General features: G+C 64.1%; 22 protein-coding genes. 14 read left to right on the top strand and 8 right to left on the bottom strand.

The window, feature by feature from the left end:
• Positions 1–41: 41 nt before the first annotated feature.
• From KO538_RS01345 to KO538_RS01330, 4 genes are all read right to left on the bottom strand, one after another.
• Positions 42–2,147, bottom strand: coding sequence for a prolyl oligopeptidase family protein (locus tag KO538_RS01345; RefSeq protein WP_257620120.1), 2,106 nt, complete (start codon positions 2,145–2,147; stop codon positions 42–44).
• A gap of 178 nt (positions 2,148–2,325) precedes the next feature.
• Positions 2,326–2,985, bottom strand: a complete 660-nt coding sequence (locus KO538_RS01340; RefSeq protein WP_219327286.1) for a hypothetical protein — start codon at positions 2,983–2,985, stop codon at positions 2,326–2,328.
• Entirely contained in the window at positions 2,978–3,613 is a 636-nt protein-coding gene (locus tag KO538_RS01335; protein ID WP_034754942.1) for a DUF4304 domain-containing protein, read from the bottom strand. The genes KO538_RS01340 and KO538_RS01335 overlap by 8 nt, the downstream gene beginning before the upstream one ends.
• 125 nt (positions 3,614–3,738) lie before the next feature.
• A complete protein-coding gene (locus KO538_RS01330) occupies positions 3,739–4,134 on the bottom strand; it encodes a RidA family protein (RefSeq protein WP_219327711.1) in 396 nt (131 codons plus the stop codon).
• Positions 4,135–4,261: 127 nt separating this feature from the next.
• Between KO538_RS01330 and KO538_RS01325 the strand changes: the two genes are divergently transcribed.
• Positions 4,262–5,194: a LysR family transcriptional regulator gene (locus KO538_RS01325; protein WP_219327285.1), complete on the top strand. Its 933-nt coding sequence runs from the start codon at positions 4,262–4,264 to the stop codon at positions 5,192–5,194.
• Here the strand turns inward: KO538_RS01325 and KO538_RS01320 are convergent.
• On the bottom strand, positions 5,178–6,800 hold the full coding sequence (locus KO538_RS01320; RefSeq protein ID WP_257620119.1) for a CehA/McbA family metallohydrolase: 1,623 nt from the start codon (positions 6,798–6,800) through the stop codon (positions 5,178–5,180). The genes KO538_RS01325 and KO538_RS01320 overlap by 17 nt on opposite strands.
• Positions 6,801–7,204: 404 nt before the next feature.
• Between KO538_RS01320 and KO538_RS01315 the strand changes: the two genes are divergently transcribed.
• From KO538_RS01315 to KO538_RS01285, 7 genes are read left to right on the top strand one after another with little or no spacing between them, the layout of a single operon-like run.
• Entirely contained in the window at positions 7,205–8,500 is a 1,296-nt protein-coding gene (locus KO538_RS01315; protein WP_034754948.1) for an MFS transporter, read from the top strand.
• A gap of 10 nt (positions 8,501–8,510) precedes the next feature.
• Positions 8,511–11,063 carry a nitrite reductase large subunit NirB gene (gene nirB / locus KO538_RS01310; protein WP_219327283.1) on the top strand — a complete coding sequence of 851 codons (2,553 nt, stop codon included), beginning with the start codon at positions 8,511–8,513 and terminating at the stop codon, positions 11,061–11,063.
• A 12-nt stretch (positions 11,064–11,075) separates the two neighbouring features.
• Positions 11,076–11,429 (top strand): nitrite reductase small subunit NirD, encoded by a 354-nt coding sequence (gene nirD, locus KO538_RS01305; protein ID WP_034754999.1) that lies wholly within the window; start codon positions 11,076–11,078, stop codon positions 11,427–11,429.
• Entirely contained in the window at positions 11,426–12,664 is a 1,239-nt protein-coding gene (locus tag KO538_RS01300) for an FAD-dependent oxidoreductase (RefSeq protein ID WP_219327282.1), read from the top strand. Before nirD ends, KO538_RS01300 begins: the two co-directional genes overlap by 4 nt.
• Positions 12,665–12,684: 20 nt before the next feature.
• Positions 12,685–15,354 (top strand): nitrate reductase, encoded by a 2,670-nt coding sequence (locus tag KO538_RS01295; RefSeq protein WP_219327281.1) that lies wholly within the window; start codon positions 12,685–12,687, stop codon positions 15,352–15,354.
• A 29-nt stretch (positions 15,355–15,383) separates the two neighbouring features.
• Positions 15,384–15,947 (top strand): adenylyl-sulfate kinase, encoded by a 564-nt coding sequence (cysC, locus tag KO538_RS01290; RefSeq protein WP_374106829.1) that lies wholly within the window; start codon positions 15,384–15,386, stop codon positions 15,945–15,947.
• Positions 15,944–17,941, top strand: coding sequence for a diguanylate cyclase domain-containing protein (locus tag KO538_RS01285; protein WP_219327279.1), 1,998 nt, complete (start codon positions 15,944–15,946; stop codon positions 17,939–17,941). The genes cysC and KO538_RS01285 overlap by 4 nt, the downstream gene beginning before the upstream one ends.
• A 3-nt stretch (positions 17,942–17,944) precedes the next feature.
• Here KO538_RS01285 and KO538_RS01280 read toward each other — a convergent pair whose 3' ends face one another.
• From KO538_RS01280 to KO538_RS01270, 3 genes are all read right to left on the bottom strand, one after another.
• The gene (locus KO538_RS01280; protein WP_219327278.1) at positions 17,945–18,862 is read right to left on the bottom strand and encodes a pyridoxal-phosphate dependent enzyme; all 918 of its coding nucleotides are present in this window, start codon (positions 18,860–18,862) and stop codon (positions 17,945–17,947) included.
• Positions 18,863–18,940: 78 nt separating this feature from the next.
• Positions 18,941–19,444 (bottom strand): MarR family winged helix-turn-helix transcriptional regulator, encoded by a 504-nt coding sequence (locus tag KO538_RS01275; protein ID WP_046684031.1) that lies wholly within the window; start codon positions 19,442–19,444, stop codon positions 18,941–18,943.
• A 358-nt stretch (positions 19,445–19,802) separates the two neighbouring features.
• Entirely contained in the window at positions 19,803–20,561 is a 759-nt protein-coding gene (locus KO538_RS01270) for a DeoR/GlpR family DNA-binding transcription regulator (RefSeq protein ID WP_219327277.1), read from the bottom strand.
• Between the two features lie 191 nt (positions 20,562–20,752).
• Here KO538_RS01270 and glpD point away from each other — a divergent pair, with 191 nt between their 5' ends.
• From glpD to KO538_RS01240, 6 genes are all read left to right on the top strand, one after another.
• Positions 20,753–22,300, top strand: a complete 1,548-nt coding sequence (gene glpD, locus KO538_RS01265; protein ID WP_219327276.1) for a glycerol-3-phosphate dehydrogenase — start codon at positions 20,753–20,755, stop codon at positions 22,298–22,300.
• Between the two features lie 73 nt (positions 22,301–22,373).
• The gene (locus KO538_RS01260; RefSeq protein WP_219327275.1) at positions 22,374–23,468 is read left to right on the top strand and encodes an ABC transporter ATP-binding protein; all 1,095 of its coding nucleotides are present in this window, start codon (positions 22,374–22,376) and stop codon (positions 23,466–23,468) included.
• A gap of 1 nt (position 23,469) precedes the next feature.
• Positions 23,470–24,570 carry an ABC transporter ATP-binding protein gene (locus KO538_RS01255; protein WP_219327274.1) on the top strand — a complete coding sequence of 367 codons (1,101 nt, stop codon included), beginning with the start codon at positions 23,470–23,472 and terminating at the stop codon, positions 24,568–24,570.
• Positions 24,570–25,454: a carbohydrate ABC transporter permease gene (locus KO538_RS01250; protein WP_034754965.1), complete on the top strand. Its 885-nt coding sequence runs from the start codon at positions 24,570–24,572 to the stop codon at positions 25,452–25,454. Before KO538_RS01255 ends, KO538_RS01250 begins: the two co-directional genes overlap by 1 nt.
• Positions 25,451–26,257, top strand: coding sequence for a carbohydrate ABC transporter permease (locus KO538_RS01245; protein ID WP_034754968.1), 807 nt, complete (start codon positions 25,451–25,453; stop codon positions 26,255–26,257). The genes KO538_RS01250 and KO538_RS01245 overlap by 4 nt, the downstream gene beginning before the upstream one ends.
• Before the next feature lie 28 nt (positions 26,258–26,285).
• Positions 26,286–26,561 carry a DUF2160 domain-containing protein gene (locus KO538_RS01240; RefSeq protein ID WP_034755012.1) on the top strand — a complete coding sequence of 92 codons (276 nt, stop codon included), beginning with the start codon at positions 26,286–26,288 and terminating at the stop codon, positions 26,559–26,561.
• Positions 26,562–26,628: the final 67 nt, after the last annotated feature.

Below are 26,628 nucleotides of genomic sequence, written 5' to 3'. Positions count from 1 at the left end.
GGCCGCCGAGGCGCGTGAGCGCGTAATCCGACACCACCACATTACTTCAGCTGCTCCAGCAGGAAGGTGTAGGTCAGCGCCCACATCAGCGCCTGCTGGTCGTTATTGGCGGCGCCCGCATGGCCGCCTTCCGTGTTTTCCCAGTACAGCACGTCGTGGCCTTGCTCTTCCATCTTCGCCACCATCTTGCGCGCATGGCCAGGGTGGACCCGGTCGTCGCGCGTCGAGGTGGTAAATAGCACGCGCGGATATTTCTTGTCCTTGAAGACGTTCTGGTACGGCGAGTACTTGCTGATGTACGCCCATTGTTCCGGCACATCCGGGTCGCCGTACTCTCCCATCCACGAGGCGCCCGCCAGCATCTTGTTATAGCGGCGCATGTCGAGCAGCGGCACCTGGCTGACGACGGCGTTGAACAAATCGGGACGCTGCACCAGTACGGCGCCCATCAGCAGGCCGCCATTGCTGCCGCCCATGATGCCCAGGTGGCGCGGGCTGGTGACTTTGCGCTTGATCAGGTCCTGCGCCACCGAGATGAAGTCGTCATACGCGCGCTGGCGGTTTTCCTTCAGTGCCGCCTGGTGCCAGCGGGGACCGAACTCGCCGCCGCCGCGGATATTTGCCAGCACGTACACGCCGCCCTTTTCCAGCCACGCCACGCCGGTGGTGCCACTGTAGCTCGGTTTGAGCGACACTTCAAAGCCGCCGTAGCCATACAGCACGGTGGGGTTGCTGCCGTCGAACTTCGTCTTCTTGCCCATGATGGCGAAATACGGCACCTTGGTGCCATCCTTCGACGTCGATTCGAACTGCTCGACCTTGTACGGCGTGGCGTCGTAGTAGGCGGGCAGCGACTTGATCTTCGTGCGCTTGTCGCTTTGCGCCGTGGCCAGATACAGGGTGGTCGGGTTGAGGAAGTCGGTCACCGTCAGGAAGTACTGGTCCGAGTCGACGGAGTCGAGCGCGCTGACGGCCAGGGTGCCCAGCTTGGGCGCATCGACGGCGCGGCGCTGCCACTTGCCGTTCACGTGGCGCAGTTCCGTCAGGCGGTTCTTGACCTTGTCCAGGGTGGTGACGAGGATGGCGGACTTGGTCGCCGTCACATTGTCCAGCGACGACGTGGCTGTGGGCGCATACAGCACTTCCAGCTCCTGCTTGCCCTGCATGAAGGCCTTGAAGTCGGTGGCCAGCAAGGAGCCTTGCAGATAGGTCTTGCCGTTCACTTTCCAGTCCGAGCGCAAGGTGATGACCAGCTGGTCGCGCACGGTGAAGGCCGTAGCATCGTCCGGCTTCGGCACTTTCTTCAACTCGGCGCCGTCGCGCAGGAACATCTCGCCGCTGTAGAAATCGATCTGCCGTTCGATGAACTGGTGTTCGTGGCCGGGCGTGAAGTCCTTGTAGGCTGCCGCGCTCAGGTCGTCGGGCTTGGCTTCATACAGCGTTTGCGCCTGCGCCAGCGGCGTGCCGCGCTGCCACTGCTTGATGATGCGCGGGTAGCCCGAGCTGGTCATCGAGCCGGGGCCGAAATCGGTGGACACGAACAGGGTATCCTGGTCGATCCAGCTGGTGCTGCCCTTCGCTTCGGGCAAGGTGAAGCCTCCATCGACGAAGGCGCGCTTGGCCACGTCGTATTCGCGCACCACCTTGGCGTCGCCGCCGCCGCGCGACAGGGAAATGAGGCAGCGTTCTCCCTTCGGATACAGGCAGGAAGCGCCGCCCCAGACCCAGTTTTCACTCTCGCCGGCGGCCAATTGGTCGAGGTCGATCACGGTTTCCCAGACAGGTTCGGCCAGCTGGTATTGCGCCAGGGTGGTGCGGCGCCAGATGCCGCGCACGTGCTGGGCGTCGCGCCAGAAATTATAGTAAAACTCGCCTTCCTTGCTGACGTAGGGAATGCGTTCCTTCGAGTTGAGGATGGTTTTCAGGCGCGCCTGCAGGGCGGGGAAGCCGGGCTGGGCTTCCAATTCCCTGGTGCTGACGGCATTGTGCTGCTTGACCCAGGCCAGCGGCTTGTCGCCGAGGACTTCTTCCAGCCACAAATGGGGATCGGTGTTGGCGGCGGCAGGGGCGGGGGCTTGCGCATGGGCGATGCCCGCTGCGGCCAGGCCGAGCAGCATGCTGCCGGCGAAGGTACGATATGACGACATGTAGGGTTCCTGGTTGGTCCGATGGAGGCCGCGTTGTAGGAAAAACGGCGCAGCCATGGTGCCATGGATTGCTGTGAGGAACCAGTGTCTATGGACGGCTACTTAAAAAATAATTACTTTTCCAATATTGTTTGCTGGAATGGAAGCAGGCCGCAGAATCTGCGGCGTACTGCCCCCTTCAGGATACGCCAGGGCCCATCAGCGAGGTTACGGAGAGCCGCGTCTGTTCGACATCGCCGCCGTCGCAGTGATAAATCCATAAGGCATCGTTGTCGCGGCTGTCGATGAACAGGATGCGCGTGTTTTCCTCGCCGATGGCCAGGCACCCGGCCAGCTCGGCAGGACTGAACGGTGCAGCCTGCTTCGACCCCGTTCCCGCCGCTTGTGCCAGCGCCTGTGCAAAGCCAGCCAGTTGCCTGACTGCCAGATAGCTTGTTCCATCCACCTCGACCTCTTTGCACAGCGCGTCCAGGCTGTACAGCGTGAAGGGGTCTTCATCGGTGAAAATCGCCACGTCGGGACGTGGCTTTGCGCTGCGGAGGTGAGCGAGATAGGCCTGGGGCAGGGCCACTTTTTCCCTGGCCAGCAGTTTTTCCAGCTGTTTGCCGCTTTTCTTCGCTGGCCGGGCGGCCTTGGGCGCGACGGCTTCGCACGCCTGCGCTGTCCAGGCGACTGGATTGAACTGGAACATCCTTGCACATGCGGGGCAGTGCAGGAACATGAAGGTCATGCTTTTGCCGATGGCCGTTTTCAAGAACGCGCCATCCGAGGCATCCATTGCGCTGCTGTCGAAGTGGCGCCCGCAGTCGCCATCGTAGGGGCACGTGATGTCAAGCATAGGCGTATTTCTCCATCCGCAAAGCGATCTCTTCTTTTTCTTCCGGAAAAGAGGCTGCGGGATTTTTCTGCCAATAGGCAATGCCTTCGTTCAAGGCCCACAAGGCTTTTTCCTGCTTGCCCGCCATCAGATAAAAATCGCAGGCCTTCGCATGCGATTCTTGCGCTTCGACGAGAGCCAGGGCCGCATTTTCCCAATTGGAAAGGCGCTCAAGCCAGGGGACGGCCAACTCCAGCAGATTGTCCCGCAGGCAGGCCATGACCGTTGCCCGATGGGACGGATCGACGAGCTGGTGTTCTTTGTCCTGCTTGCCATCGAGGATAGGGAATTGCCAGTTTCTGATACTCCAGTCCGCCACGCCGCCAACGATATTGTTGACAGGTTCATGGTCGTAGCGCGCCGTGTGCCATGTTGCATAGGATCTGGACGAGACTTGATAGTGGCTCCAGAATGCTGCGCAGACATCCTCTTCGTTATGGCGGTTGGCCTGGAAATGGATGGCCTGGACGAATTCGTTCTGCGTGCGCTTGAAGGTCAGCTGGCTAGGCGAGAACTTGAAGCCCGCTGCGCTCAGCGGCTCCAGCAAGTACGCTTCAATATTGGCGATGATCAGCGCTTTTGGTTTCATTGCGTTTCCTGGCATGCGTCGGTTGCGCAATGTTGCCATAGATCAGTGCCAGCGCACCTTGCGGCGGGCAATCGTGCGAGGGAAAGCCTGCTGCCATTTCCCTGCACGCTGGCGGACGCCGTGTTCTAGCCCGGCAGCTTGGCCACCACCTTGATCTCGAACTGGAAACCATATAGCCACGTCACACCAACGGCCGTGACCGTCGGGTGCGGTGCCTGGCCCCAATACTCTGTCTGTACGATATCCCAGATGCGCTGGAAGTGCGATTGTGGATCGACGATAAAAATAGTCACGTCCTGCACATCGTCGAAGGTGCAGCCGGCGGCGTGCAAGATGGCGTTCAGGTTGTCGAAGGCGCGCCGGACCTGGGCGTCGAGCCCGGGTTCGGGTGAGCCGTCTTCGCGGCTGCCGACCTGCCCCGACACGAACAGCAGGCCGTTGGCACGGACGGCGGGCGAATAGCGGTTCTGTTCATACAGGGCTTGGCGGCCCGGAGGGAATACGGCGTCGCGTTTCATCAGCTTTCCTTGTTGATGCAGCGAAGTTGCTGCCTGGAGAACACTTTATCTGCTGCCAACCTGCGGATAAAGCGGCCAGATCGGACTGGACTATTTGTATAATCCAAACAATCGAATGGCGGAGGCGTGGATGGACAGGTTTGATGCGATGAAGGCGTTCGTGCGGGTGGTCGAGACGGGCAGTTTTACGCGCGCGGCCGCGACCTTGCACATGAGCCGCACCACGGTGACGCAACTGGTGCAGCAGCTCGAGGCGCGCCTGCGCCTGAAACTGCTGAATCGCACCACGCGCAAGGTCAATGTGACGGCCGATGGCGCGGCCTATTACGAGCGCATCGTGCAGGTGCTCGATACCCTGGAAGAAATCGAAACGAGCTTGCCGCATGCCGCCGCCTTGCCGCGGGGCCAGTTGCGGGTGGACGTGCCCAGTCCGCTCGCCGCCTTGCTGCTGGTGCCGGCGCTGCCCACGTTTCATGCGTTGTATCCCGATATCGTGCTCGACATGGGCGCCAGCGACCGCATGGTCGACGTGATCGCCGACAATGTCGATTGCGTGATACGCGGCGGTGACATCACCGACCAGTCGCTGATGGCGCGCAAGCTCGCCGACTTGCCACTGGGCGTGTATGCGGCGCCGGCCTATCTGCAACGGGTGGGCACGCCCCTGCATCCGCTGGACTTGCAGGACAGCGCGCACCGCATCGTGCGCTTTCGCTGGGGACGCGGCGGCAACGGCTTTCCGTATGTGATGCACCGCGAGGGCAAGAGCGTCAAGATCCATGGCCAGTATGTGCTGTCGATCGACGATGGCAACGCCTACCTGGCAGCCGGCGTGGCGGGGCTGGGCGTGCTGTGGCTGCCCGATTATATGGCGCGCCCGCACGTGGCCAGGGGCGAGCTGCTGCCGCTGTTCGAAGCATGGACGGTCGATCCCATGCCGCTTCATCTCGCGTATCCGCCGAACCGCCATGTCAGCAAGAAACTGCGCGTCTTTATCGACTGGGTGGCCGAATTGATGGCCCGGCATTCCGCCCGCGCTGCCGCCATCACGGCAACTGATTGACCCACACGGGCGCCGACCAGACGATGTTACCGTCGTCCTGCGTCAGCCGCGCGTAATAGAAATGGGGGCCGGGCGCGGGCGTGATGGTGAGCTCGGCCTGGTCCGATATGGGGATGACGGAACCGTTGCCGCCCGGCACGCCGTGGAAGATGGCGATGGCGGCCACTTGGCGCCCGGCGCTGTTGCTGAAACTGGTGGCCAGGCGCAAGGGACCGTGGTTGTCGAAGCGCTCGCCCATCAGCTTGCCGTTGGCCGTGAACAGCAGTTGCGCATGCTTGTCCATCGTGGCGTAGACGCGGCGCGCGCGCAGCGCGTCGAGGAAGCTGTCGCGTGAAATGGGCGTGCCGGCGGCCGGGCCGGCCACCAGGACGGCCGTGCGGTTGCCATACGACGCGCCCCAGTTGGCGCAGTGATTGTCCTGGTTGCTGCTGAAGGCCACGTGGTAGCCGGCCGCCAGGGCCCGGTTGCAGGCCGCCTCGTAATTGCTGCGCCTGCTCTCCGTTTCCTGATCGTTCGTGGAAAACGCGGACGTATTCATGACTTCGCATAGCACCATGGCCGCGTCGCCGTCCGGCGTGTAGCCGAGCGGCTGGCCGTTGACGAGAAACTGGCCCGTTTGGGCCGGATGGTTGAACTGGCCGATCCAGCCCCGTTCGCGCATCAGCTTGTAGAGGCCCGCGTAATCGCCCTTCGGCGTTTCCACGTCGGCCAGCAATTCCCCACGGGCATTTTTTTCCCAGCCCAGCAACTGCCCGCTATTGATGATATTCAGGTGGCCGCCCTTGTTGATGACACCCCATTCCATGCCGTACAGGGCCAGGAAACCGGGATGGGCGGCAGTGTAAGCGGCCGCTTCGGCCAGCCCCGTCTGGTACAGCGCGATCGCTTCGGCAGGGGCGGCAGCGCTATTCGTGCCATCGGAACCGTCGTACATATGGTTGTGCTCGGATGTCAGCAGGGCGTCGAGCCCGTGTTCTTGCGCATACTTGTAGGCATCGATGGGGCCGTAGGGTGCCGTTTGCGGGTCTTGCGCGCCATGGCAGGCGTCGAGCGCCGCGCCGCCGTCGCTGTGGCGCGTCTGGCTGTGCAGGTTAGCGTAGACGATGCGGTAGCCGGGCTGGCCTTCCAGGCCGGGCAGTTGCTGCAGGCCAGCCTGGAAGGCGCGCACCATGGGCGCCGTGCTTGCGCCGCGCTGCACCTGGATGGGCCACTGCTGTTCCACCTGCGCTTCATGCGGCGTGCCGGCATCGGCCACGGCCAGCAGGCGCAGTTCGTACAAGCCGTTCGGCGCCAGCACTCTCCGTTCGCGCGCATCGGCGTCGGCGCGGCCATCCCAGGGCAGGTTCACGCTCTTGCCGTTGGCCCCCACCTGTTCCGTGCCCGACCAGCGCCGTAGCACGGCGCCTTGCGGGCCGGGACCCGATAGTGTCAAGGTCCAGCGCACGGCATGGCTGCGGCCTTCGTCGGGATAGGTGAGCCGCACGACAAATGTACGCGCCTGCGTGACACGCTCACCGCGCGCGGCGTGAAAGGGCGCGACAACGGTAGCATCGAGCTCGCTGTGTTCCTTAGTCTCTTGCGCGGCGGCAGTGTTACTCCATGTCATCAGCAACAAACCCGCGCACGCACATGCCATCCATGGCGACCAAGGTGGCCTTAGGCGTCGTCGTTGCAGTGTCTTGACCATCGTGGCCTCCCGCTACTGCTTCAGATGCAGTTTAGACAAGAAATGCCATCGCTGGTTCCCCGCATGCACCAGCAAGTGGCGTGCTTGCACCGTGATTGGCCATGATCTGGCGCAAAGCCAGTGCGAATGGTGCCGCTTGCCCGTCAGACAAGCTGGCACGGCGCTTGCTAAACAGAAGGTACGGATCAACGGCGATCCCCTGAATAAACGCACAACGGTCCAACGACGGACCACATGGACAACGGCGTCCGCCCAGGCTGATTTTTCATCGGCGGGGGCGGGCGCCGTTTTGTTTTATCAACGGGATATTTCGGGAACCTATCATGGCCAGCCAAAAAGCAACGCGCATCGCGCTCTTCTCCCTCGCCACGCCGCCCATGCGCGCATTCCACCTGACGTGGATGGCATTTTTCGTGTGTTTCTTCGCCTGGTTCGCTTGCGCTCCCCTGATGCCTGTCATCAAGGGCGAGTTCGGCCTTTCCTTGGCGCAAGTGGCCAACATCAATATCGCGGCCGTCGCTATCACCATCCTCGTGCGCCTGATCGTCGGGCCATTGTGCGACCGCTACGGCCCGCGCAAGACCTACACGGGCTTGCTGCTGCTGGGCGCCATTCCCGTGCTGGGCGTGGCCGCGTCGCAAAGCTATGAAAGCTTTCTGTTCTTCCGTCTGGGCATCGGCGCCGTCGGCGCCAGCTTTGTCATCACGCAATATCACACCTCCGTGATGTTCGCTCCGCGCGTTGTCGGTACGGCGAATGCCGCCGCCGCCGGCTGGGGCAATGCGGGCGGCGGCGCGGCGCAGGCGCTGATGCCACTGCTGCTCGGTGCCGTGGTCATGCTGGGCGTGTCCGAATCGCTGGGCTGGCGCGTGGCCCTGCTGGTGCCGGGCGTGCTGATGCTGGTGATGGCCGTTCTCTACTGGCGTTATACGCAGGATTGCCCTGAAGGCAATTACTCGGACTTGCGCGCCGCCGGCACCGCCATCGAAGGTGGCAAGAAGGGTGGCTGGGACAGCTTCAAGGCGGCCAGCACCAACTACCGCGTGTGGCTGCTGTTCGTCACCTATGGCGCCTGCTTCGGTATCGAGATTTTCATCCACAACATCGCCGCCGTGTACTACGTCGACCATTTCGGCCTGTCCTTGAAATCGGCCGGCCTGGCCGCCGGCAGCTTTGGCTTGCTGGCCCTGTTTGCCCGCGCTTTGGGCGGCTGGATGTCCGATAAACTGGCCCTGCGCGGCAACTTGAACAGCCGCGTGACCCTGCTGTTCATGCTGATGATAGGCGAAGGCGTGGGCCTGCTGTGGTTTGCCAAAGTCGACAGCGTCACCTGGGCCGTCATCGCCATGCTGGTCTTCGGCCTGTTCACCCACATGGCGTGCGGCGCCACCTACGCGCTGGTGCCTTTCATCGACAGCAAGGCGCTGGGCGGCGTGGCCGGCATCATCGGCGCGGGCGGCAACGTGGGCGCCGTGGCGGCCGGCTTCCTGATGAAGGGCACGGGCGACATCCGCCAGACATTGATCATCCTCAGCGCGCTGGTGGTGATCTCGGCCCTGTGCGCCATCGCCGTGCGTTTTACCCGTGCAGCGGCCGAACCGAACATGGCCGCGGCCTGAGGAGACAGTAATGACTCACCCTTTGAACATCGTCGTCCTTGGCCATGGCATGGTCGGGCATAAATTCCTCGAACGCCTGGCATTGGAAAACGCGCCGCACCTGTCCGTGACGGTCTTGTGCGAAGAGCCGCGCCCCGCCTACGACAGGGTGCACCTGTCCGAATTTTTCAGCGGCAAATCGGCCGACGACCTGTCCCTGGTGGCACCCGGCTTTTTCGACAAGGGCAACGTTGTCCTGAAACTCAATGCGCGCGCCGTCTCGATCGACCGCGCGGCGAAAACCGTCACGGCCAGCACCGGTGAAGTGCTGGCCTACGACAAGCTGGTGTTCGCCACCGGCTCGACGCCGTTCGTGCCGCCGCTGCCGGGCAAGGATAGAGAAGGCTGCTTCGTCTACCGCACCATCGAAGACCTGGAAGCCATGCTGGCCTGGGGTGGCAAATCCAAAACTGGCGTGGTGATCGGTGGCGGGCTGCTGGGTCTCGAATGCGCGAAAGCCTTGCGCGATTTGAAACTCGATACCCACGTGGTGGAATTCGCGCCGCGCCTGATGGCCGTGCAGGTCGATGAAGGCGGCGCGCGCGTCCTGCGCCGCAAGATCGAAGAGCTGGGCGTGACCGTGCACACGCAAAAAAATACGCTGGCCATCGTCGACGGCGAAGAAGCCACGCACCGCATGCAGTTCGCCGACGGCAGCCACCTGGAAGCGGACATGATCGTCTTCTCGGCCGGCATCCGCCCGCGCGATGAACTGGCGCGCGCCTGCGGCCTGGACGTGGGCCCGCGCGGCGGCATCGCCATCGATGACAGCTGCGTCACCTCCGACCCTGACATCTATGCGATCGGCGAATGCGCGCTGTGGGGCGGCCTGGTCTTCGGCCTGGTGGCGCCCGGCTACGAGATGGCCCGCATCGCGGCGCGCCACCTGTTGCAGGAAGAGGGCGAAGCATCGTTCAAGGGCGCCGACATGAGCACCAAGCTCAAACTGATGGGCGTGGATGTGGCCAGTCTGGGCGACCCGCACGGCAATGCGCCGGGCAGCCGCTCCTACCAGTTCATGGATGAGCGCAAGCAGATCTACAAGAAAATCGTCGTTTCCGATTGCGGCAAATACCTGCTTGGCGGCGTGATGGTGGGCGACGCCAGCGAATACGGCACCTTGCTGCAGATGATGCTCAACAAGATCGAGCTGCCGGCATCCCCCGAATTCCTGATCCTGCCGCAGGCCGATGGCCAGCAAAAGGTGGGCCTGGGCGTGGACGCCTTGCCCGAGTCGGCGCAAATCTGCTCGTGCAACGACGTGTCGAAAGGCGCGCTGTGCGCGGCCGTCGCCGAGGGCGCCACCACCATCGGCGCCCTGAAAAGCTGCACCAAGGCGGGCACCGCGTGCGGCGGCTGCGTGCCGCTGGTCACGCAGATCATGAAGGCGGAAATGCAGAAGCAGGGCCTGATGGTGAACAACCACGTGTGCGAGCACTTTGCGTACTCGCGCCAGGAATTGCACCACCTGGTGCGCGTGGGCAAAATCCGCAGCTTCGGCGAACTCTTGGGCGCGCATGGCCAGGGGCTCGGTTGCGACGTGTGCAAGCCCGTGGCGGCGAATATCCTCGCCTCGTGCTGGAACGATTTCGTGCTCTCTCCCGTGCACGCCAGCCTGCAGGACAGCAATGACTACTTCCTCGGCAATATCCAGAAGGATGGCACGTATTCCGTCGTGCCGCGCATGCCGGGCGGTGAAGTGACGGCCGACGGCTTGATCGCCGTGGGCATGGTGGCGAAAAAGTACGGCTTATATACGAAGATCACGGGCGGCCAGCGGGTCGACCTGTTCGGCGCAAGAGTCGACCAGTTGCCGGCCATATGGGAAGAACTGATCGCGGCCGGATTCGAGTCGGGCCACGCCTACGGCAAGTCGCTGCGTACGGTGAAATCATGCGTCGGCTCCACCTGGTGCCGCTATGGCGTGGCCGACAGCGTGGGCTTTGCCATCGAGCTGGAAAACCGCTACAAGGGCTTGCGCACGCCGCACAAGATCAAGTTCGGCGTCTCCGGCTGCACGCGCGAATGCGCCGAGGCGCAGGGCAAGGACATCGGCCTGATCGCCACGGAAAAGGGCTGGAACCTGTACGTGTGCGGCAATGGCGGCATGAAGCCGCGCCATGCGGAACTGATCGCCTCCGATCTCGATGAAGCCACCTTGGTGCGCTATGTCGACCGCTTCCTGATGTTTTACGTGCGCACGGCCGACCGCCTGCAGCGCACCAGCGTGTGGCGCGACAACCTGGAAGGGGGCCTCGATTACCTCAAGCGCGTCATCATCGACGACAGCCTGGGCATCGCCCACGAGCTGGAAGCGGACATGCAGCACGTGGTCGACACCTATGCCTGCGAGTGGAAGGAAGCCGTTTCCAACCCCGCCGTGCGCCAGCGCTTCCGCCATTTCGTCAACAGCGAGAAGAGCGATGAAAACGTGGTGTTCGTCGAAGAGCGGGGCCAGATCCGGCCCGCCACCGAACTGGAACGCCGCAGCACCGTGATCCCCATCCTTGCCGTGGAGGCGTGAGCCATGAATGCGATGAATGAACTTTCCGGCGCCACCGCCGACAATTGGGTAGCCATCTGTCCCTTGGCCGATATCGTGCCCGACACGGGCGTGTGCGCGTTGCTGGGTGGCCGCCACGTGGCCGTGTTCCGCGTCGGCGATGCGGCGCCGCGCGTGTACGCCATCGACAATATCGACCCGAATGCGGGCGCTTCCGTGCTGTCGCGGGGTCTCGTCGGCAGCATCGGCGAGCGCGTCGTCGTCGCCTCGCCCATCTACAAGCAGCATTTCGACCTGGCCAGCGGCGAGTGCATCGAAGCGCCCGAGCATTCGGTCGCCGCCTGGCCCGCGCGCGTGTTTGCCGACATGGTGTGGGTGGCCCTGTGAATCCGCCAGTCAAGGCCACTGCGCGTCCCTCGCTCGTGGTCGTCGGCAACGGCATGGCCGGCATGCGCACGGTCGAGGAACTATTGAAGCTGGCGCCGGACCTGTACGACATCACCGTGTTCGGCGCCGAACCGCACGGTAATTACAACCGCATTTTGCTGTCGCCCGTGCTGGCCGGCGAAAAGTCGGTCGATGACATCATGCTGCACACGCGCGACTGGTATGCGCAGCACGGCATCACCCTGCACGCGGGCGACCCCGTCGTGCGCATCGACCGCAAGGCGCGCACCGTGCAATCGTTGTCCGGCATCACGGTCGCCTATGACCGCCTGCTGCTGGCCACCGGTTCCACGCCGTTCATCGTGCCCGTACCCGGGCATGATCTGCCTGGCGTGATCGGTTTTCGCGATATCAGCGACGTCGACACCATGCTGCAGGCGGCGCGCACGCACCGCCATGCGGTGGTCATCGGCGGCGGCTTGCTGGGACTGGAAGCGGCCAACGGCTTGCAGCGCCAGGGCATGGACGTCACCGTCGTGCACATGAGCGGCGCCCTGATGAACCAGCAGCTGGATGCGCCCGCGTCGATGCTGTTGAAATCGGCGCTGGAAGCGCGCGGTCTGCGGTTTTTGATGCACGCGCAAACTGCGGAAATCCTCGGCAGCGACCGCGTGCAGGGAGTTCGCTTTGCCGATGGCACGTCGATCCCCGCCGACCTGGTGGTGATGACGGCCGGCGTGCGCCCGAACATCGCGCTGGCGCAAGCGGCCGGCCTGCACTGCGAACGGGCCATCGTCGTTGACGATTGCCTGCAAAGCTACGACCCGCGCGTGTACGCCGTGGGCGAATGCGTGCAGCACCGGCGCGCCACGTTTGGCCTGGTCGCGCCCATCTGGGAACAGGCGCGCGTGTGCGGCGCCCACCTGGCCGGCGCAGGGCACCGCCGCTACGTGCAGCAGGCCAGCGCCACCAAATTGAAAGTGACGGGCATCGACCTGTACTCGGCCGGCGACATCATCGGCGGCGAGGGCAGCGAAGACCTGGTGCTGCGCGATCCGCGCCGCGGCGTCTACAAGCGCCTGGTGGTGCAGGGCAGCCGCCTGGCCGGCGCCGTGCTGTATGGCGACGTGCAGGACGGCCCCTGGTATTTCGACCTGATCCAGCAGCGCCGCGACATCAGCAAGCTGCGCGCCCATTTATTGTTTGGCCAGGCGCTGTGCGCCCAGGCCGCCTGACAGCGACCAACAGGACCCCCATGACCACTTGCACGCCCGTGAAAACCACTTGCCCGTATTGCGGCGTCGGCTGCGGCGTGGAAGCGACACGCCTGCCCGACGGCGCCATCCGCATCGCCGGCGATGCCAATCACCCGGCCAACCAGGGCAAGCTGTGCGTGAAAGGCTCTGCCCTCGGCGACACCCTGGATCTTGACCAGCGCCTGCTGCAGCCGCAGGTACGCGTCGATGGCGTGCTGCAGCCGTCCTCCTGGGATGCCGCGCTGGACCAGGTGGCCGGTGGCCTGCGCGCCATCATCGACAAGCATGGCCCCGACGCCGTCGCCCTGTACGTCTCGGGCCAGCTGCTGACGGAAGACTATTACATCGCCAATAAATTCATGAAGGGCTATGTGGGCAGCGCGAATATCGACACCAATTCGCGCCTGTGCATGTCGTCGGCCGTGGCCGGCCACAAGCGCGCGTTCGGCGAGGATATCGTGCCCGGCTGCTATGAAGACCTGGAACTGGCCGACATGGTGGTGCTGGTGGGCTCGAACACGGCCTGGTGCCACCCGATCCTGTTCCAGCGCATCGCCCGCATCCGCGAAACCCGGCCGGAGATGAAACTGGTGGTGATCGACCCGCGCCGCACGGCCACCTGCGAGCTGGCCGACCTGCACCTGCCCGTGAAACCGGGCACCGACGTGTGGCTGTTCAACGGGCTATTGTGCTATCTGGCGAAGGAAGGCGTGATCGCCGATGATTTTGTGACGCGGCACAGCAGCGGCCTCGATGAAGCGCTGGCCGCCGCCCATGTCGACTGTTCCGATCCTTTGCGTGTGGCGAAAATCTGCAAGGTCGACCCGCAAGCCTTGCTGGCGTTCTACCAGGCGTTTGCCGCCACGCGCAAGGTCGTCACGGCCTTTTCGCAGGGCGTCAACCAGTCGTCTTCCGGCACGGACAAGGTCAACAGCATCATCAACTGCCACCTGGCGACCGGGCGCATCGGCCAGCCCGGCATGGGGCCGTTTTCCCTCACGGGCCAGCCGAACGCCATGGGCGGGCGCGAAGTGGGCGGCCTGGCCAATATGCTGGCGGCCCACCTGGATCTCGACAAGCCGGCGCACCGCGAAGCCGTGCAAACCTTCTGGGACTCGCCGCGCATCGCCGACAAGCCTGGCTTGAAGGCGGTGGAGCTGTTCCACGCCATCGAGGCGGGCAAGGTCAAGGCCGTGTGGATCATCGCCACCAATCCGCTGGTCAGCATGCCGGACGCCGACCAGGTGCGCCGCGCGCTGGCCAAGTGCGAGCTGGTGGTGGTGTCCGACATCAGCACTGGGTCGGACACGAACGCCCACGCCGACGTGCTGCTGCCCGCCCTGGGCTGGGGTGAAAAGGATGGCACGGTGACCAATTCCGAGCGCCGCATCTCGCGCCAGCGGGCCTTCTTGCCGGCGCCCGGCGAAGCGCGCGCCGACTGGGACGTGCTGTGCGACGTGGCGCGCCGCATGGGGTATGCCGGCTTCGATTTCACGGCGCCGCAAGCCATCTTCGATGAACACGCGCGCCTGTCCGCCTTCCGCAATGACGGGGCCACAAAGCGTTTGTTCAACCTGGGCCACCTGGCGGGCCTGGATGCGGCGCGCTACGACGCCCTTGCGCCGCAGCAGTGGCCGCAGGGCCAGGCGCGCCTGTTCGGCGATGGCCGCTTCGCGCATGCGGACGGCCGCGCGCGCTTCGTGCCGACGGCGCCGCGCGCGCCGCGCAATATACCCGACGAAGACTATCCACTCATCCTGAATACGGGCCGGGTGCGCGACCAGTGGCATACGATGACGCGCACGGGAAAGGCGGCGAAACTGTCGGGCCATATCGCCGAAGCGTTCATCGATATCCACCCGCAGGATGCGCTGCTGTACAGCGTGCGCGAAGGCGAGCTGGCGCGCGTGTCCAGCGCCTGGGGCGCGATGGTGGCCAGGGTCGTGCATGGCGGCGGCATCGCGCGCGGCCAGGTCTTCGTGCCGATCCACTGGAGCGACGCGAATGCCTCCGACGCGCGCGTGGGCGCCGTCGTCAATCCCGTCGTCGACCCCGTCTCGGGCGAACCGGAATTCAAGCACACGCCCGTGCGCATTGAGCAGTTCCGCGTGCACTGGCATGCGTTCGTGTTGAGCCGCACGCCCTTGGACCTGGACGGCGTGGCGCACTGGACGCGCATCCAGGGCGAGCAGTTCCTGCGCTACGAGCTGGCCGGGCGCCAGCGCATCGACGACCTGGGCGCCTGGGCGCGCGCGCTGCTCGGTGTCACGGACGACAACGCCGACTGGCTCGATTACGCGGACGCCAGCGCCGGCGTGTACCGTGCCGTACACCTGGACGAGGGACGCATCGCGCAATGCGTGTATGTCTCGCCCCGTCCCGACCTGCCGTCGCGCAGCTGGCTGGCGGGCCTGTTTGCGCACGCGCAGATGGATGCGGCCGACCGCGCCGGCGTGCTGCTGGGCCAGCCCATCGGCAAGGGCGTCGATGCCGGCCCCACCGTGTGTTCGTGCTTTGGCGTGGGGCGCAACACCATTTGCGCTGCCATCGTGGAGCAAAAATTGACGACGACGGCGCAGGTGACGGCCTGCGTCAAGGCGGGCGGCAATTGCGGCTCCTGCGTGCCGGAGATACGACAGTTGCTGCTTGAGGCGCGCAGCGCTGCCTGATAGTCTGTCCTTTCCTGCGCGGCTTTGTTATATTGCCAGCTCTACAGGAGAGAGGCAGTGTGATGACAGCAGGACAACACGACACGGTCTGGCTGACGGGCTTGAGCGGCGCCGGCAAGTCCAGCATCGCCGGCGCGCTGGCGCGCCAGCTCAAGGCGCAGGGCCGCGCCGTGGCGGTGCTCGACGGCGACCAGCTGCGCCATGGCTTGAACCGCGACCTCGGTTTTACGCCCGAAGACCGGCATGAAAACATCCGCCGCGCGGCCGAAGTGGCGCGACTGATGAACGGGGCGGGCCTGACCGTCATCGCCGCCTTCATTTCCCCGTACTGCGTCGACCGGGCCATGGCCGCCGCCATCATCGGCGCAGCGCATTTCATCGAAGTCCACGTCAGCACGCCGCTGGCCGTGTGCGAGGCGCGCGATCCCAAGGGCCTGTATGAAAAGGCGCGCGCGGGGCAGCTCGCGCAATTCACGGGCATTTCCGCGCCGTACGAGGCGCCGCTGGCGGCCGCGCTGACCCTGGACACGGGCACCCTGGCGCTGGACGAATCGGTCGAGCGCCTGTGCCACTACCTTCAGCGACGTACGTGACGAACTGGCGAAAACAGCTGCGCCGGCGCCTGCCCGCCAGCCTGAAGGCGCGCATGAGCATGGTCGTCTTCCTGCTCGTGCTGGGCGCGGTCGCCTCGCTGGCGCTGGCCACCCTGGCCGTGGCCGAGCGCGGCATGCGCGACGTGATGGGGCGCCAGCAGTACGTATCGCTGGCCAGCGCCGCCGTATTCATCGACGAGGAACTCGACGCGAAGCGCAATGTGTTGCGCGCGATCGCGGACAGCCTGGCGGCCAGCGGTGCGCACGACGGCGCCAGCCTGCAGCGCTTCCTGGCCGCGCAAACGGTGCTGGGCAAGGAGTTCTATTCGGCCGGCGTGGTCGGTGCCGACGGCATCGTCCTGGCCAGCGTGAGTCCTTTCAAGCCGCAGGCGGGGCTGAACGTGAAGGGCCGTCCCTACTTTGAACAGACGCTGGCGACCCGGCGTTCGGTGATTTCCTCGCCGCTCAACGGCAGCATTTCCGGCATGCCCATCGTGGTGGTGACGCAGCCCGTGTTCGACGCGCACGGCGGCGTGCGCTATGTGCTGGCGGCCAGCGTCAACCTGCGCCAGCCCGATTTCCTCGGCCGTCTGGGCGCCCTCAAGCCGGGCCCTGGCGGCTACCTGTACATCATGACCAGCGAAGGCGTCATCGTCGAGCATCCGGACAAGTCGCGCATCATGCAGCATATCGAAGCCCATGGCCCCGTCAGCGTGCCCACGCGGAGCGCCATGCAGGGCTACGAAGGCTGGATGACGGGGACCACTACGCAGGGCGTCGATGCCCTGTTCGCCTACCACCGCATCGCCTCGACGGGCTGGATACTGGCGTCCGTGTATCCGATGAGCGAGGCCTTTGCGCCGCTGCACGCCATCCGCAGCAAGATCCTGCTGGCCGCCGTGCTGCTGGCGGCGCTGGCTGGCCTGGCCGGCTGGCGCATCGTGCTGCGCCTGTTGCAGCCTTTGGAGCGCTTGCGCCGCCAGGTGCACCAGATCCGCCGCCAGCGCCTGGGCATCGAGGCGCTGCAAATCGAGCGGCGCGACGAGATCGGCGACTTGAGCCGCGATTTTTACTCGCTGGTGGCCGAGCGTGAAATCGCCGAGGCGCAGACGCGCGACAGCGAGCGGCGCTTGAAACTGCTGACGGACCATGTGCCCGTGGTGATCGTGTATATCGACCGCGAACACCGCTACCAGTTCATCAATGCGACGTTTGAAAAATGGTTCGGCGTCTCGGCCAGGGAAAGCCTGATGCATTCCATGCGCGAGGTGCTGGGCGAGGAAGCCTATCAGCTGCGCGAGCAGCACCTGCTGCGCGCCTTCGCGGGCGAGGAGGTCGACTATGAATTCACGGTCGACAACGAGGCGGGGGAGCGCACCTTCCATACCAGCTACGTGCCCGACGTGGGCGAGAGCGGCGCGGTGGAAGGCGTGTATGGCCTGATTCACGAAATCACCAAGACCAAGGCGATGCACACGGCGCTGCAGTTCGCCGCCGCCACCGATACGCTGACGGGCATCGCCAACCGGCGCCGCTTCGACGAGCAGCTGGCGCAAAGCATGCAGCGCACGCGGGCCACGCGCGCGCCGATGGCGCTCGCCTATCTCGATATCGACCGTTTCAAGGCCATCAACGACAGCCTGGGACACAAGGCGGGCGACGAGGTGCTCAAGGAATTCGCCTCGCGCCTGGTGCGCAGCGTGCGCGCCAGCGACCTGGTGGCGCGCCTGGCCGGCGATGAATTCGTGATCATTCTCCAAGGCGTGAACGGCGCGGCCGAAGTGCGCCAGGTCGGCGCCAAGATCGTCGACGCCATCCGCCAGCCCTTCGAGCTGGCCAGCGGCCCGCTGCCGGTGACGACCAGCATCGGCATCGCCATCTTCCGCGAAGGCACGCTGACGCCGGCGCAGTTGCTGGACCTGGCCGACCAGGCCCTGTACGCGGCCAAGGGGCAGGGCCGCGATGGCGTGGCGCTGCTCGAGGCGGCGCCGTAGCGGCTACAGGGTGGCGCTCCAGTGGTCGAGCTGCTGCGTGGTGGCCGTCACGCCGCCGCAGACGATGACGAGCACATTGCGGTAGGGCGCCAGTTCCGGTGCTTTGCCGTAGACGGCCGCCAGCGCCGCGCCGCAGGCCGGTTCCACCACCAGGCGCTGGTCGGTGATAAAGCGCTGGCAGGCGTCGACGGCGGCCCGGTCCGATACCACCACGCTGTGGAGCAGGCGCGTCTGGCTGATGGCGAACGCCTGCGCGCATACCTGGCGCGCGGCCAGCGAGGTGGCGATGCTGCTGACCGCCGGCAGGGCCACGTGTTCGCGCGCGGCCACGGCCGCCGCCAGCGACGCGGCGCCTTGCGTTTCCACGGCCACGATGGCCACGTCATCCCAGCCGTTGCGCTGCAAGCCTTCGGCCACGCCGGCCAGCAGGCCACCGCCACCGACTGACAGCACCACGGCGTCCGGTTTCAGACCGGCGCTGGCCACTTCATCGATCATGCCGGCATGGCCCTGCCACAGCAGCGGGTCGTCGAACGGGTGCAAAAAGGCGTCTTGCGGCGTGAGCATCGACTGCGCCAGCGCGTTCGCTTCTTGCCAGGCGGCGCCGTGCACGATGACTTCGGCGCCTTCCTGCGCGATCAGGGCCTTGGCCCGTTCACTGGTCGTTTCCGGCACCACGACGATGACGGGAATGCCCAGCTGGCGTCCCGCATAGGCGACGGCGATGCCGGCATTGCCGCCGGAAGAGGAGATGAAACGGCTGGCGCCGCGCCGCGCGTATTCTTCGCAGGCGAGGCCGATGCCGCGGATCTTGAAGGAGCCGGGCGGCTGCAAGGCTTCGAGCTTGAGCCAGATGGCGCGCTCGCTGTGCAGGCTCAGGGCGCGCGAGTTGAGCAAGGGAGTTTCGATGTGCAGGGCCATGCGTGTTCCTGGTAAACAGTCAGGCCAGCATCATAGCCGAAGCGCGCGCGCCGCCGCGTCACCCTTGCCGGTATTGACTTAGTTCAGCGGGGCGCTCTTGAGCTGGTGCGTGCGCGCCACTTCCTTCATCGCTTCGAGCAGGTCGTCGCGCAGCTGGCGCGGCAGCTTGCCGAAGAATTCCTCGTCGTTCTGGTCGGCCATCTCGGCCAGCACGGGCACCAGCGCCTCGCCTTCCGTGGTCAGCTCGATCGAATGCTGGCGGCGGTCGGCCAGCAGGATGGACTTGCTGACCATGCCCTTGCTTTCCAGGCGGTCGATCAGTTTCGAGACGGCGCCCTTGCTCATGCCGGACACTTGCGCCAGCACCGTGGGCGAGGTGCAGCCGAGACGGAACATTTCGCGCAGCACCACCCATTCGGACACGGTCACGCCATTGGCTTCGGCTTTTTTCTGGAAGCTGTGGGATACGTGGTTGGAAACGAAACGCAGCCAGTAACCGAGGTGGGCTTCCAGCTCGCTGACGGGGACGCTGTTGGGATGGGCGGCTTGCGGCATGGCGGCCGATTCAAAATTATGGCTCATTTCTCTTCCTTCACTGGGCGGCGTTGCCGGCATGGTTAAGGCCTTCACGCTTGCTGTCGAGTGGTTTGTTTGGGAACTATCATCGTGCTTGAGGTATTTTTAACACTGTTTTCACAGGAAATCACTCAGCGGCAAAGAGTTTTTTCCTTTTTCCTTACTCTAGATAAATAAAAAGCAATATCAAGCAAATAATCGTATTGCGAGAGAGGAAGATTAAAAAAATAACTCATGTTGCATCAATGGTAACAGCATTTTTGCCGAATTGATAAATATTTCATATCATTCTGTATGCTGGCCCACACAAGACGTATTGCCCACGCGACAGCGCGCAGTTTTACTGCGGAAATGTAACTTCCCCTCAGGCCAGCACCACCTTCACGCCCGCTTCGCGCAGCACTTCGGCAAAGCGGGGCGGCGGTGGCGCATCCGTAAACAAGATGTCGATTTGCGCCAGGTCGGCCAGGCGCACGAGCGCCTTGCGGCCGAATTTGTGCTGGTCGGCCACCAGCCACACTTCGCGCGACTGCTCGATGATCGCTTGCGCCACCTTCACTTCGCGCGCGTCGAAGTCGCGCAGGCTGCCGTCCTCGTCGATGCTGGAAATGCCGATGATGCCGATGTCGACCTTGAACTGGCGGATGAAGTCGATGGTCGCTTCGCCCACGATGCCGCGGTCGCGCCCGCGCACCACGCCGCCGGCCACGATGACTTCGCAGGCCGTGTTGTCGGCCAGGATGGCGGCCACATTGAGGTTGTTCGTCACCACGTGCAAGCCCGTGTGCCGGCCCAGCGCGCGCGCCACTTCCTCGGTCGTCGTGCCGATATTGATCAGCAGCGAACAGCCGTGCGGCACTTGCGCGGCGACGGCGGCCGCGATGCGCCGCTTGGCGTCGCTGTTGAACACCTGCCGCTGGCTGTAGTCGATGTTTTCCACGGACGAAGGCAAGCCCACGCCGCCGTGGTAGCGGGCCAGCAGGCGCGCTTCTTCCATCTGCTTGACGTCGCGGCGCACGGTTTGCGGCGTCACGTCCAGCTGCTGGGCCAGCTCTTCGACGGACATGGTGACCTTCTGGCGCACCACTTCGAGCAGGCGGCGCTGGCGGGGATTCAAGATCATGGTGCTCTCTTTAAAAATCACAAAACGAACAGAAACGAACAAATAGTACTAAAAATATGTTGCTATGGGTTCGTATTCTGGCGTAACCTTATTCATATTGCATGCGTATTACGAAATGGTGATCTTAACGACAGTCGCCGGCGATGCCTAGTCTTTCCTCGCCGGCGCGTCCTGACATACATGGAGTCCCGATGGCCGCAGCACAGCAGGGTGTGGAGACAGCGATCAAATGCGACGTGCTGGTGGTCGGCGGCGGCATCAATGGCGCCGGCATCGCGCGCGACGCGGCGGGACGGGGCTTGTCTGTGGTGCTGTGCGAAAAGGACGACCTGGCTTCCCACACCTCGTCCGCTTCCACCAAGCTGATACATGGCGGCCTGCGCTACCTCGAATACTATGAGTTCGGCCTCGTGCGCAAGGCGCTGATCGAGCGCGAAGTGCTGCTGCGCTCGGCGCCGCACATCATGTGGCCGCTGCGCTTCGTCATGCCGCACGCGAAGGGCCAGCGCCCGGCCTGGCTGATACGCGCCGGCCTGTTCCTCTACGACATGCTGGCGAAGCGGGAAATCTTGCCGGCCTCCCGCGGCATCGACCTGACGCGCCATGCGGCCGGCACACCATTAAAACCCCAGTTCAAGCGCGGCTTCGTGTATTCCGACGGCTGGGTCGACGATGCGCGCCTCGTGGTGCTGAACGCCGTCGACGCGGCCGACAACGGCGCGCACGTGCTGACGCGCACGCGCTGCACGATGCTGACGCGCGAAGGCGACGCTTGGCTGGCCACCTTGCAGCACGCCAGCGGCACGCAGACGACGGTGCGCGCGCGTAGCGTCGTCAATGCGGCCGGGCCGTGGACGGCCGAGTTCCTGCAGCAGGCGGCGCCCGGCGGGCAGGGCCGGCACTTGCGCCTGATCAAGGGCAGCCATATCGTCGTCAAGCGCCTGTTCGACCATGATCACGCGTATATCTTCCAGCATCCGGATGGGCGCATCGTGTTTGCCATTCCGTATGAGCACGATTTCACCCTGATCGGCACCACCGACCTCGACTACCAAGGCGACCGTGGCAAGGTGGAAATCGATGATGAGGAAATTCGTTACTTGTGCGAGCTTTCCAGTTACTATTTCAGCAAGCCCATTGTGCCGGCCGACGTGGTCTGGACGTATGCGGGCGTGCGCCCGCTGGTGGAAGACGCGGCGGCCGACGCCAAGGCCGTCACGCGCGATTACCGCTTCGAGCTGGACCAGGAAGGTGCGCCGCTGCTCAGTATTTTCGGCGGCAAGATCACCACCTTCCGCAAGCTGGCCGAGGAAGCAATGGACATGCTGGCGCCCTTGCTGGGCAACGCGCGTCCGGCCTGGACGGAGCACGCTTGCCTGCCCGGCGGCGACGTGTATGGCGCCGTGCCGCAGAACCGGGCCGTGCGCGAGTTCGGCCAGTTCGTGCAAGGCTTGCAGCGCGAGTATGCATGGCTGCCGGCGGCGCTGGTGGCGCGCTATGCACGCGCCTACGGCACGCGCGTCCACGTGCTGCTCGAAGGGCGGGCGGACGTGGCGGCCATGGGCGAGGAAATTGCCGCCGGCCTGTACGCGGCGGAAGTTGATTATGTGCGGCGCCATGAATGGGCCGTCAGCGCGGCCGATATCCTGTGGCGGCGCTCCAAGCTGGGCTTGCACCTGCCGCGCCAGACGGCGGACACGCTCGACGCCTGGCTGTTGCAGCACCCGTTGTCGCAGTAAGACGGACACGTTGGCGACCGTGCCCCGCAGAGGGTGCGGCGAAGAATAAGATACATCACTGGAGGAGAAGCGCGTGCAACTGGTACTGGACAAGATCAGCAGGAAGCAGGGGGCTGACGACTTTTTATATCCGATGTCACTGGCCCTGGTGCCGGGCGCCATCAACGTCTTGCTGGGTACCACGCGTGCCGGCAAGACGACCCTGATGCGCGTGATGGCGGGCCTGGACAAGCCCAGCGGGGGTACGGTCACGGCCGATGGCGTCGACGTGACGGGCGTGCCCGTCAGCAAACGCAACCTGGCCATGGTGTACCAGCAATTCATCAACTATCCGGCCTTCACCGTCTACGATAATATCGCCTCGCCCTTGCGCCTGCGCAAGGTACCCGAGGAGCAGATCCGCACGAAGGTGCTGGCGCTGGCCGAGCGCCTGCACATCACGCCGTATCTGCAGCGCACGCCCGGAGAATTGTCGGGCGGCCAGCAGCAGCGCACGGCGCTGGGGCGCGCGCTGATCAAGGATGCGTCCTTGCTGCTGCTTGACGAGCCGCTGGTCAATCTCGACTACAAGCTGCGCGAGGAATTGCGCCGCGAATTGACGGAACTGTTTTCCAGCGGCAGTACGACGGTCGTGTACGCGACCACGGAACCGCTGGAAGCGCTGCAGCTGGGCGGCCACGTGGCCGTGCTGCACGAGGGACGTTTGCTGCAGCAGGGGCCGACCCTGGACGTCTTCAACGCCCCTAATTCCATCGACGTGGCGCGCACCTTCAGCGACCCGCCGATCAACCTGATCCCCGCCCGCGTGGATGCGAACGGCGTGGCGCAGGCGGCCGATGGCCTGTCGATCCATTTGAGCGGCGCACAGCGTGCCCGCCTGGGTGGCAGCACGGAGGTGATCCTCGGCGTGCGCGCGCACAGCCTGCATCTGTCGCCGCAGTCCGAGGGCGACGTGGCCATCGCGGCGCAGGTGGATTTGGCGGAAATCAGCGGCTCGGAAACCTATGTGCATGCGCGCCGGGGCGACCTGGCCCTGGTGGCGCAGCTCGGCGGCGTGCACAACCTGGAGATCGGCAGCGCCTGCACCGTGTATTGCCAGCCGCATGCCTTGCTGATCTTTGCCAGCGATGGCGGCCTGCTGTTTGCTCCTGCGCAAGGAGGGGCGTGACATGGCGCGCATCGAACTGGTCGACCTGGCCCACGCCTACAAACCGAACCCGTCGGCACCCGCCGACTATGCGCTGCGGCCCATGAGCATGGCGTGGCATGACGGCGGCGCCTACGCCTTGCTGGGGCCGTCCGGCTGCGGCAAGACGACTCTGCTCAATATTATCTCCGGCCTGGTAAAGCCATCGCATGGCAAGGTGCTGTTCGACGGCAAGGATGTGACGCAACTGCCGACCGAGGCGCGCAATATCGCGCAAGTGTTCCAGTTTCCCGTCATCTACGACACCATGACCGTGCACGACAACCTGGCGTTTCCGCTGCGTAATCGCGGCTGGAAAGAGATCGAGGTGAAAAAGCGCGTGCAGCAAGTGGCGCAGATGCTGGAATTGACGGGCGACCTGAAACTGCGCGCCAGCGGCTTGTCCGTGGATGCCAAGCAAAAGATTTCGCTGGGACGGGGGCTCGTGCGTCCCGACGTGGCGGCCGTGCTGTTCGACGAACCGCTGACGGTGATCGACCCGCATTTGAAATGGCTGTTGCGCCGCAAACTCAAGGAAATCCACCACGAACTGAAATTGTCCCTGATCTATGTCACGCACGACCAGGTGGAAGCGCTGACCTTTGCCGACCAGGTGGTCGTCATGACGCAGGGCGAAGTGGTGCAGACGGGCAGCGCGCAAGCGCTGTTCGAGGAGCCCGAGCACACGTTTGTCGGCTATTTCATCGGCAACCCGGGCATGAACTTGCTCGATTGCACCCTGGACGACGGCGGTGTGCGCGTGGCGGGACAACTGCTGGCCGTGTCCGCTGCCGCCCGCGCGGCGCTGTCTGGCGCGCAAGGGAAAATCACCGTGGGCGTGCGGCCGGAATTTGTCGAATGCGTGAAAGCGGGCGAGGGTGGCGAAGGTGGCGACCATTGCCTGGACGCCACGGTCACGGCCGTGCGCAACATGGGCACGCATTACCTGGCGGAATTCCAGCTGGGCGGCGCGACGGTGGCGGCCAAGCTGCGCGCCATCGACGCCGTCGCCGGGAATGCTGTGCGGCTGCGCTTTCCGCCGCAACGCACCCTTTACTATGTCAACGATAAGCGGGTGGCCTGATGATACATAACGGTAAAACCGATAACAACCGCCGCGCCTGGCTATTGATCTTGCCCGTGCTGCTGTGCGTGGCCTTTTCCGCCATCCTGCCCCTGATGACGGTGGTCAATTATTCCGTGCAGGATATTCTGAGCCCGACGCAAAAGGTCTTCGTGGGTACGGAGTGGTTTCGCATGGTCATGCTGGACGGCGACTTGCACAGCGCCTTGCTGCGCCAGTTGCTGTTTTCCGGCTCCGTGCTGGCCATCCAGATTCCGCTGGGTATTTTGATTGCCCTGTGCATGCCGGCCGATGGCTGGAAGGCGTCCCTCGCCTTGGTGCTGATCGCGCTGCCCCTCTTGATACCCTGGAACGTGGTGGGCACCATCTGGCAAATCTTTGGCCGCGGCGACATCGGCCTGATGGGCTATACCCTGAACCAGCTGGGCTTTGACTACAACTACAACGGCAATTCGCTCGACGCGTGGCTGACGGTGATGGTGATGGATATCTGGCACTGGACGCCTCTCGTCGTGCTGCTGTGCTATGCGGGCTTGCGCGCCATTCCCGACGCGTATTACCAGGCGGCGCGCATCGACGGCGCCTCGCGCCTGGCCGTGTTCCGCTACATCCAGCTGCCGAAACTGCGCAATGTGCTGATGATCGCCGTATTGCTGCGCTTCATGGACAGTTTCATGATCTACACGGAACCGTTCGTGCTGACGGGCGGCGGGCCGGGCAATGCCACCACGTTCCTGTCGCAGTACCTGACGCAAAAGGCCGTGGGCCAGTTCGACCTGGGGCCGGCGTCCGCGTTTTCCCTGATCTATTTCCTCATCATCCTGCTGTTCTGCTTTGTGCTGTACACGTGGATGCAGAGAGTCGGCACGGGAGACCAGAAATGATGCACAAGAAAATGAGCAGCACCATCCTCGTCGTCTTCCTGCTCGCGTCCCTGTTGCCCATCTACTGGATGCTCAACATGTCGCTCAAGACCAACGAGGAAATCGTCGGCGTGCTGAGCCTGTGGCCCCAACAACTGACGTTCGCCAACTACCACACGATTTTTACCGACCGGTCCTGGTACAGCGGCTACATCAATTCCATGATCTACGTGGCCTTGAACATGGTGATGTCGGTCACGGTTGCCCTGCCGGCAGCGTATGCTTTCTCGCGCTACAACTTTGTCGGCGACAAGCATTTGTTCTTCTGGCTCTTGACCAACCGCATGACGCCGCCCGCCGTCTTCCTCGTGCCTTTCTTCCAGCTGTATTCGACGGTGGGCCTGATGGATACGCACCTGGCCGTGGCGCTGGCGCACATGGTCTTCAACGTGCCGCTGGCCGTGTGGATACTGGAAGGCTTCATGTCCGGCGTACCCAAGGAAATCGACGAAACGGCGTATATCGACGGCTACAGCTTCCCGCGCTTCTTCATCCGCATCTTCTTGCCGATGATCAAGTCGGGCGTGGGCGTGACGGCGTTCTTCTGCTTCATGTTCAGCTGGGTGGAGTTGCTGCTGGCGCGTACCTTGACGTCCGTCAATGCCAAGCCGATTGCCGCCACCATGACGCGCACCGTGTCGGCGGCCGGCATGGACTGGGGCGTGCTGGCGGCGGCCGGTGTGCTGACCATCGTACCTGGCGCGCTGGTGATCTGGTTCGTGCGGCATTACATTGCCAAGGGTTTCGCGATGGGGAGGGTGTGACATGGAAAATACCGATAGCACAGCCAGCCTGTTCGGCTGGATGGCGTGGACGCCGGAAGTGGCCATCTTCTTCATTTGTATCGGCCTGATGCTGGCCGGCATGACGGTGTGGCAAATCCGCTCGCCCAGCATCGAGCGCAAGGGTTTCCTGCCCATGCCGACCACGCGTGGCGACCGTTTGTTCATCGGCTTGCTCACGGCGGCCTATGTGAATCTGGCGTGGGCGGGGTTTACGGAAATGCAGCAGGCCATCGGGGCTGCCATCAGTTTTGTGTTGTTGTTGATTGTCATGCGTTGGGGATAACCGGCTTGCCGGTGTTGATGGGTACCGTACCGCCAACAGGCGGCCGGTAAAAACTATAAAAGGAGAT

Origin of the sequence: Janthinobacterium sp. NKUCC08_JDC (assembly GCF_019345575.1) — a bacterium.
GTDB classification, from domain to species: Bacteria; Pseudomonadota; Gammaproteobacteria; order Burkholderiales; family Burkholderiaceae_D; genus Janthinobacterium; species Janthinobacterium aestuarii.
The sequence above is the reverse complement of the archived record's forward strand: the minus strand, read 5'-3'. Positions and strand labels throughout refer to the sequence as shown.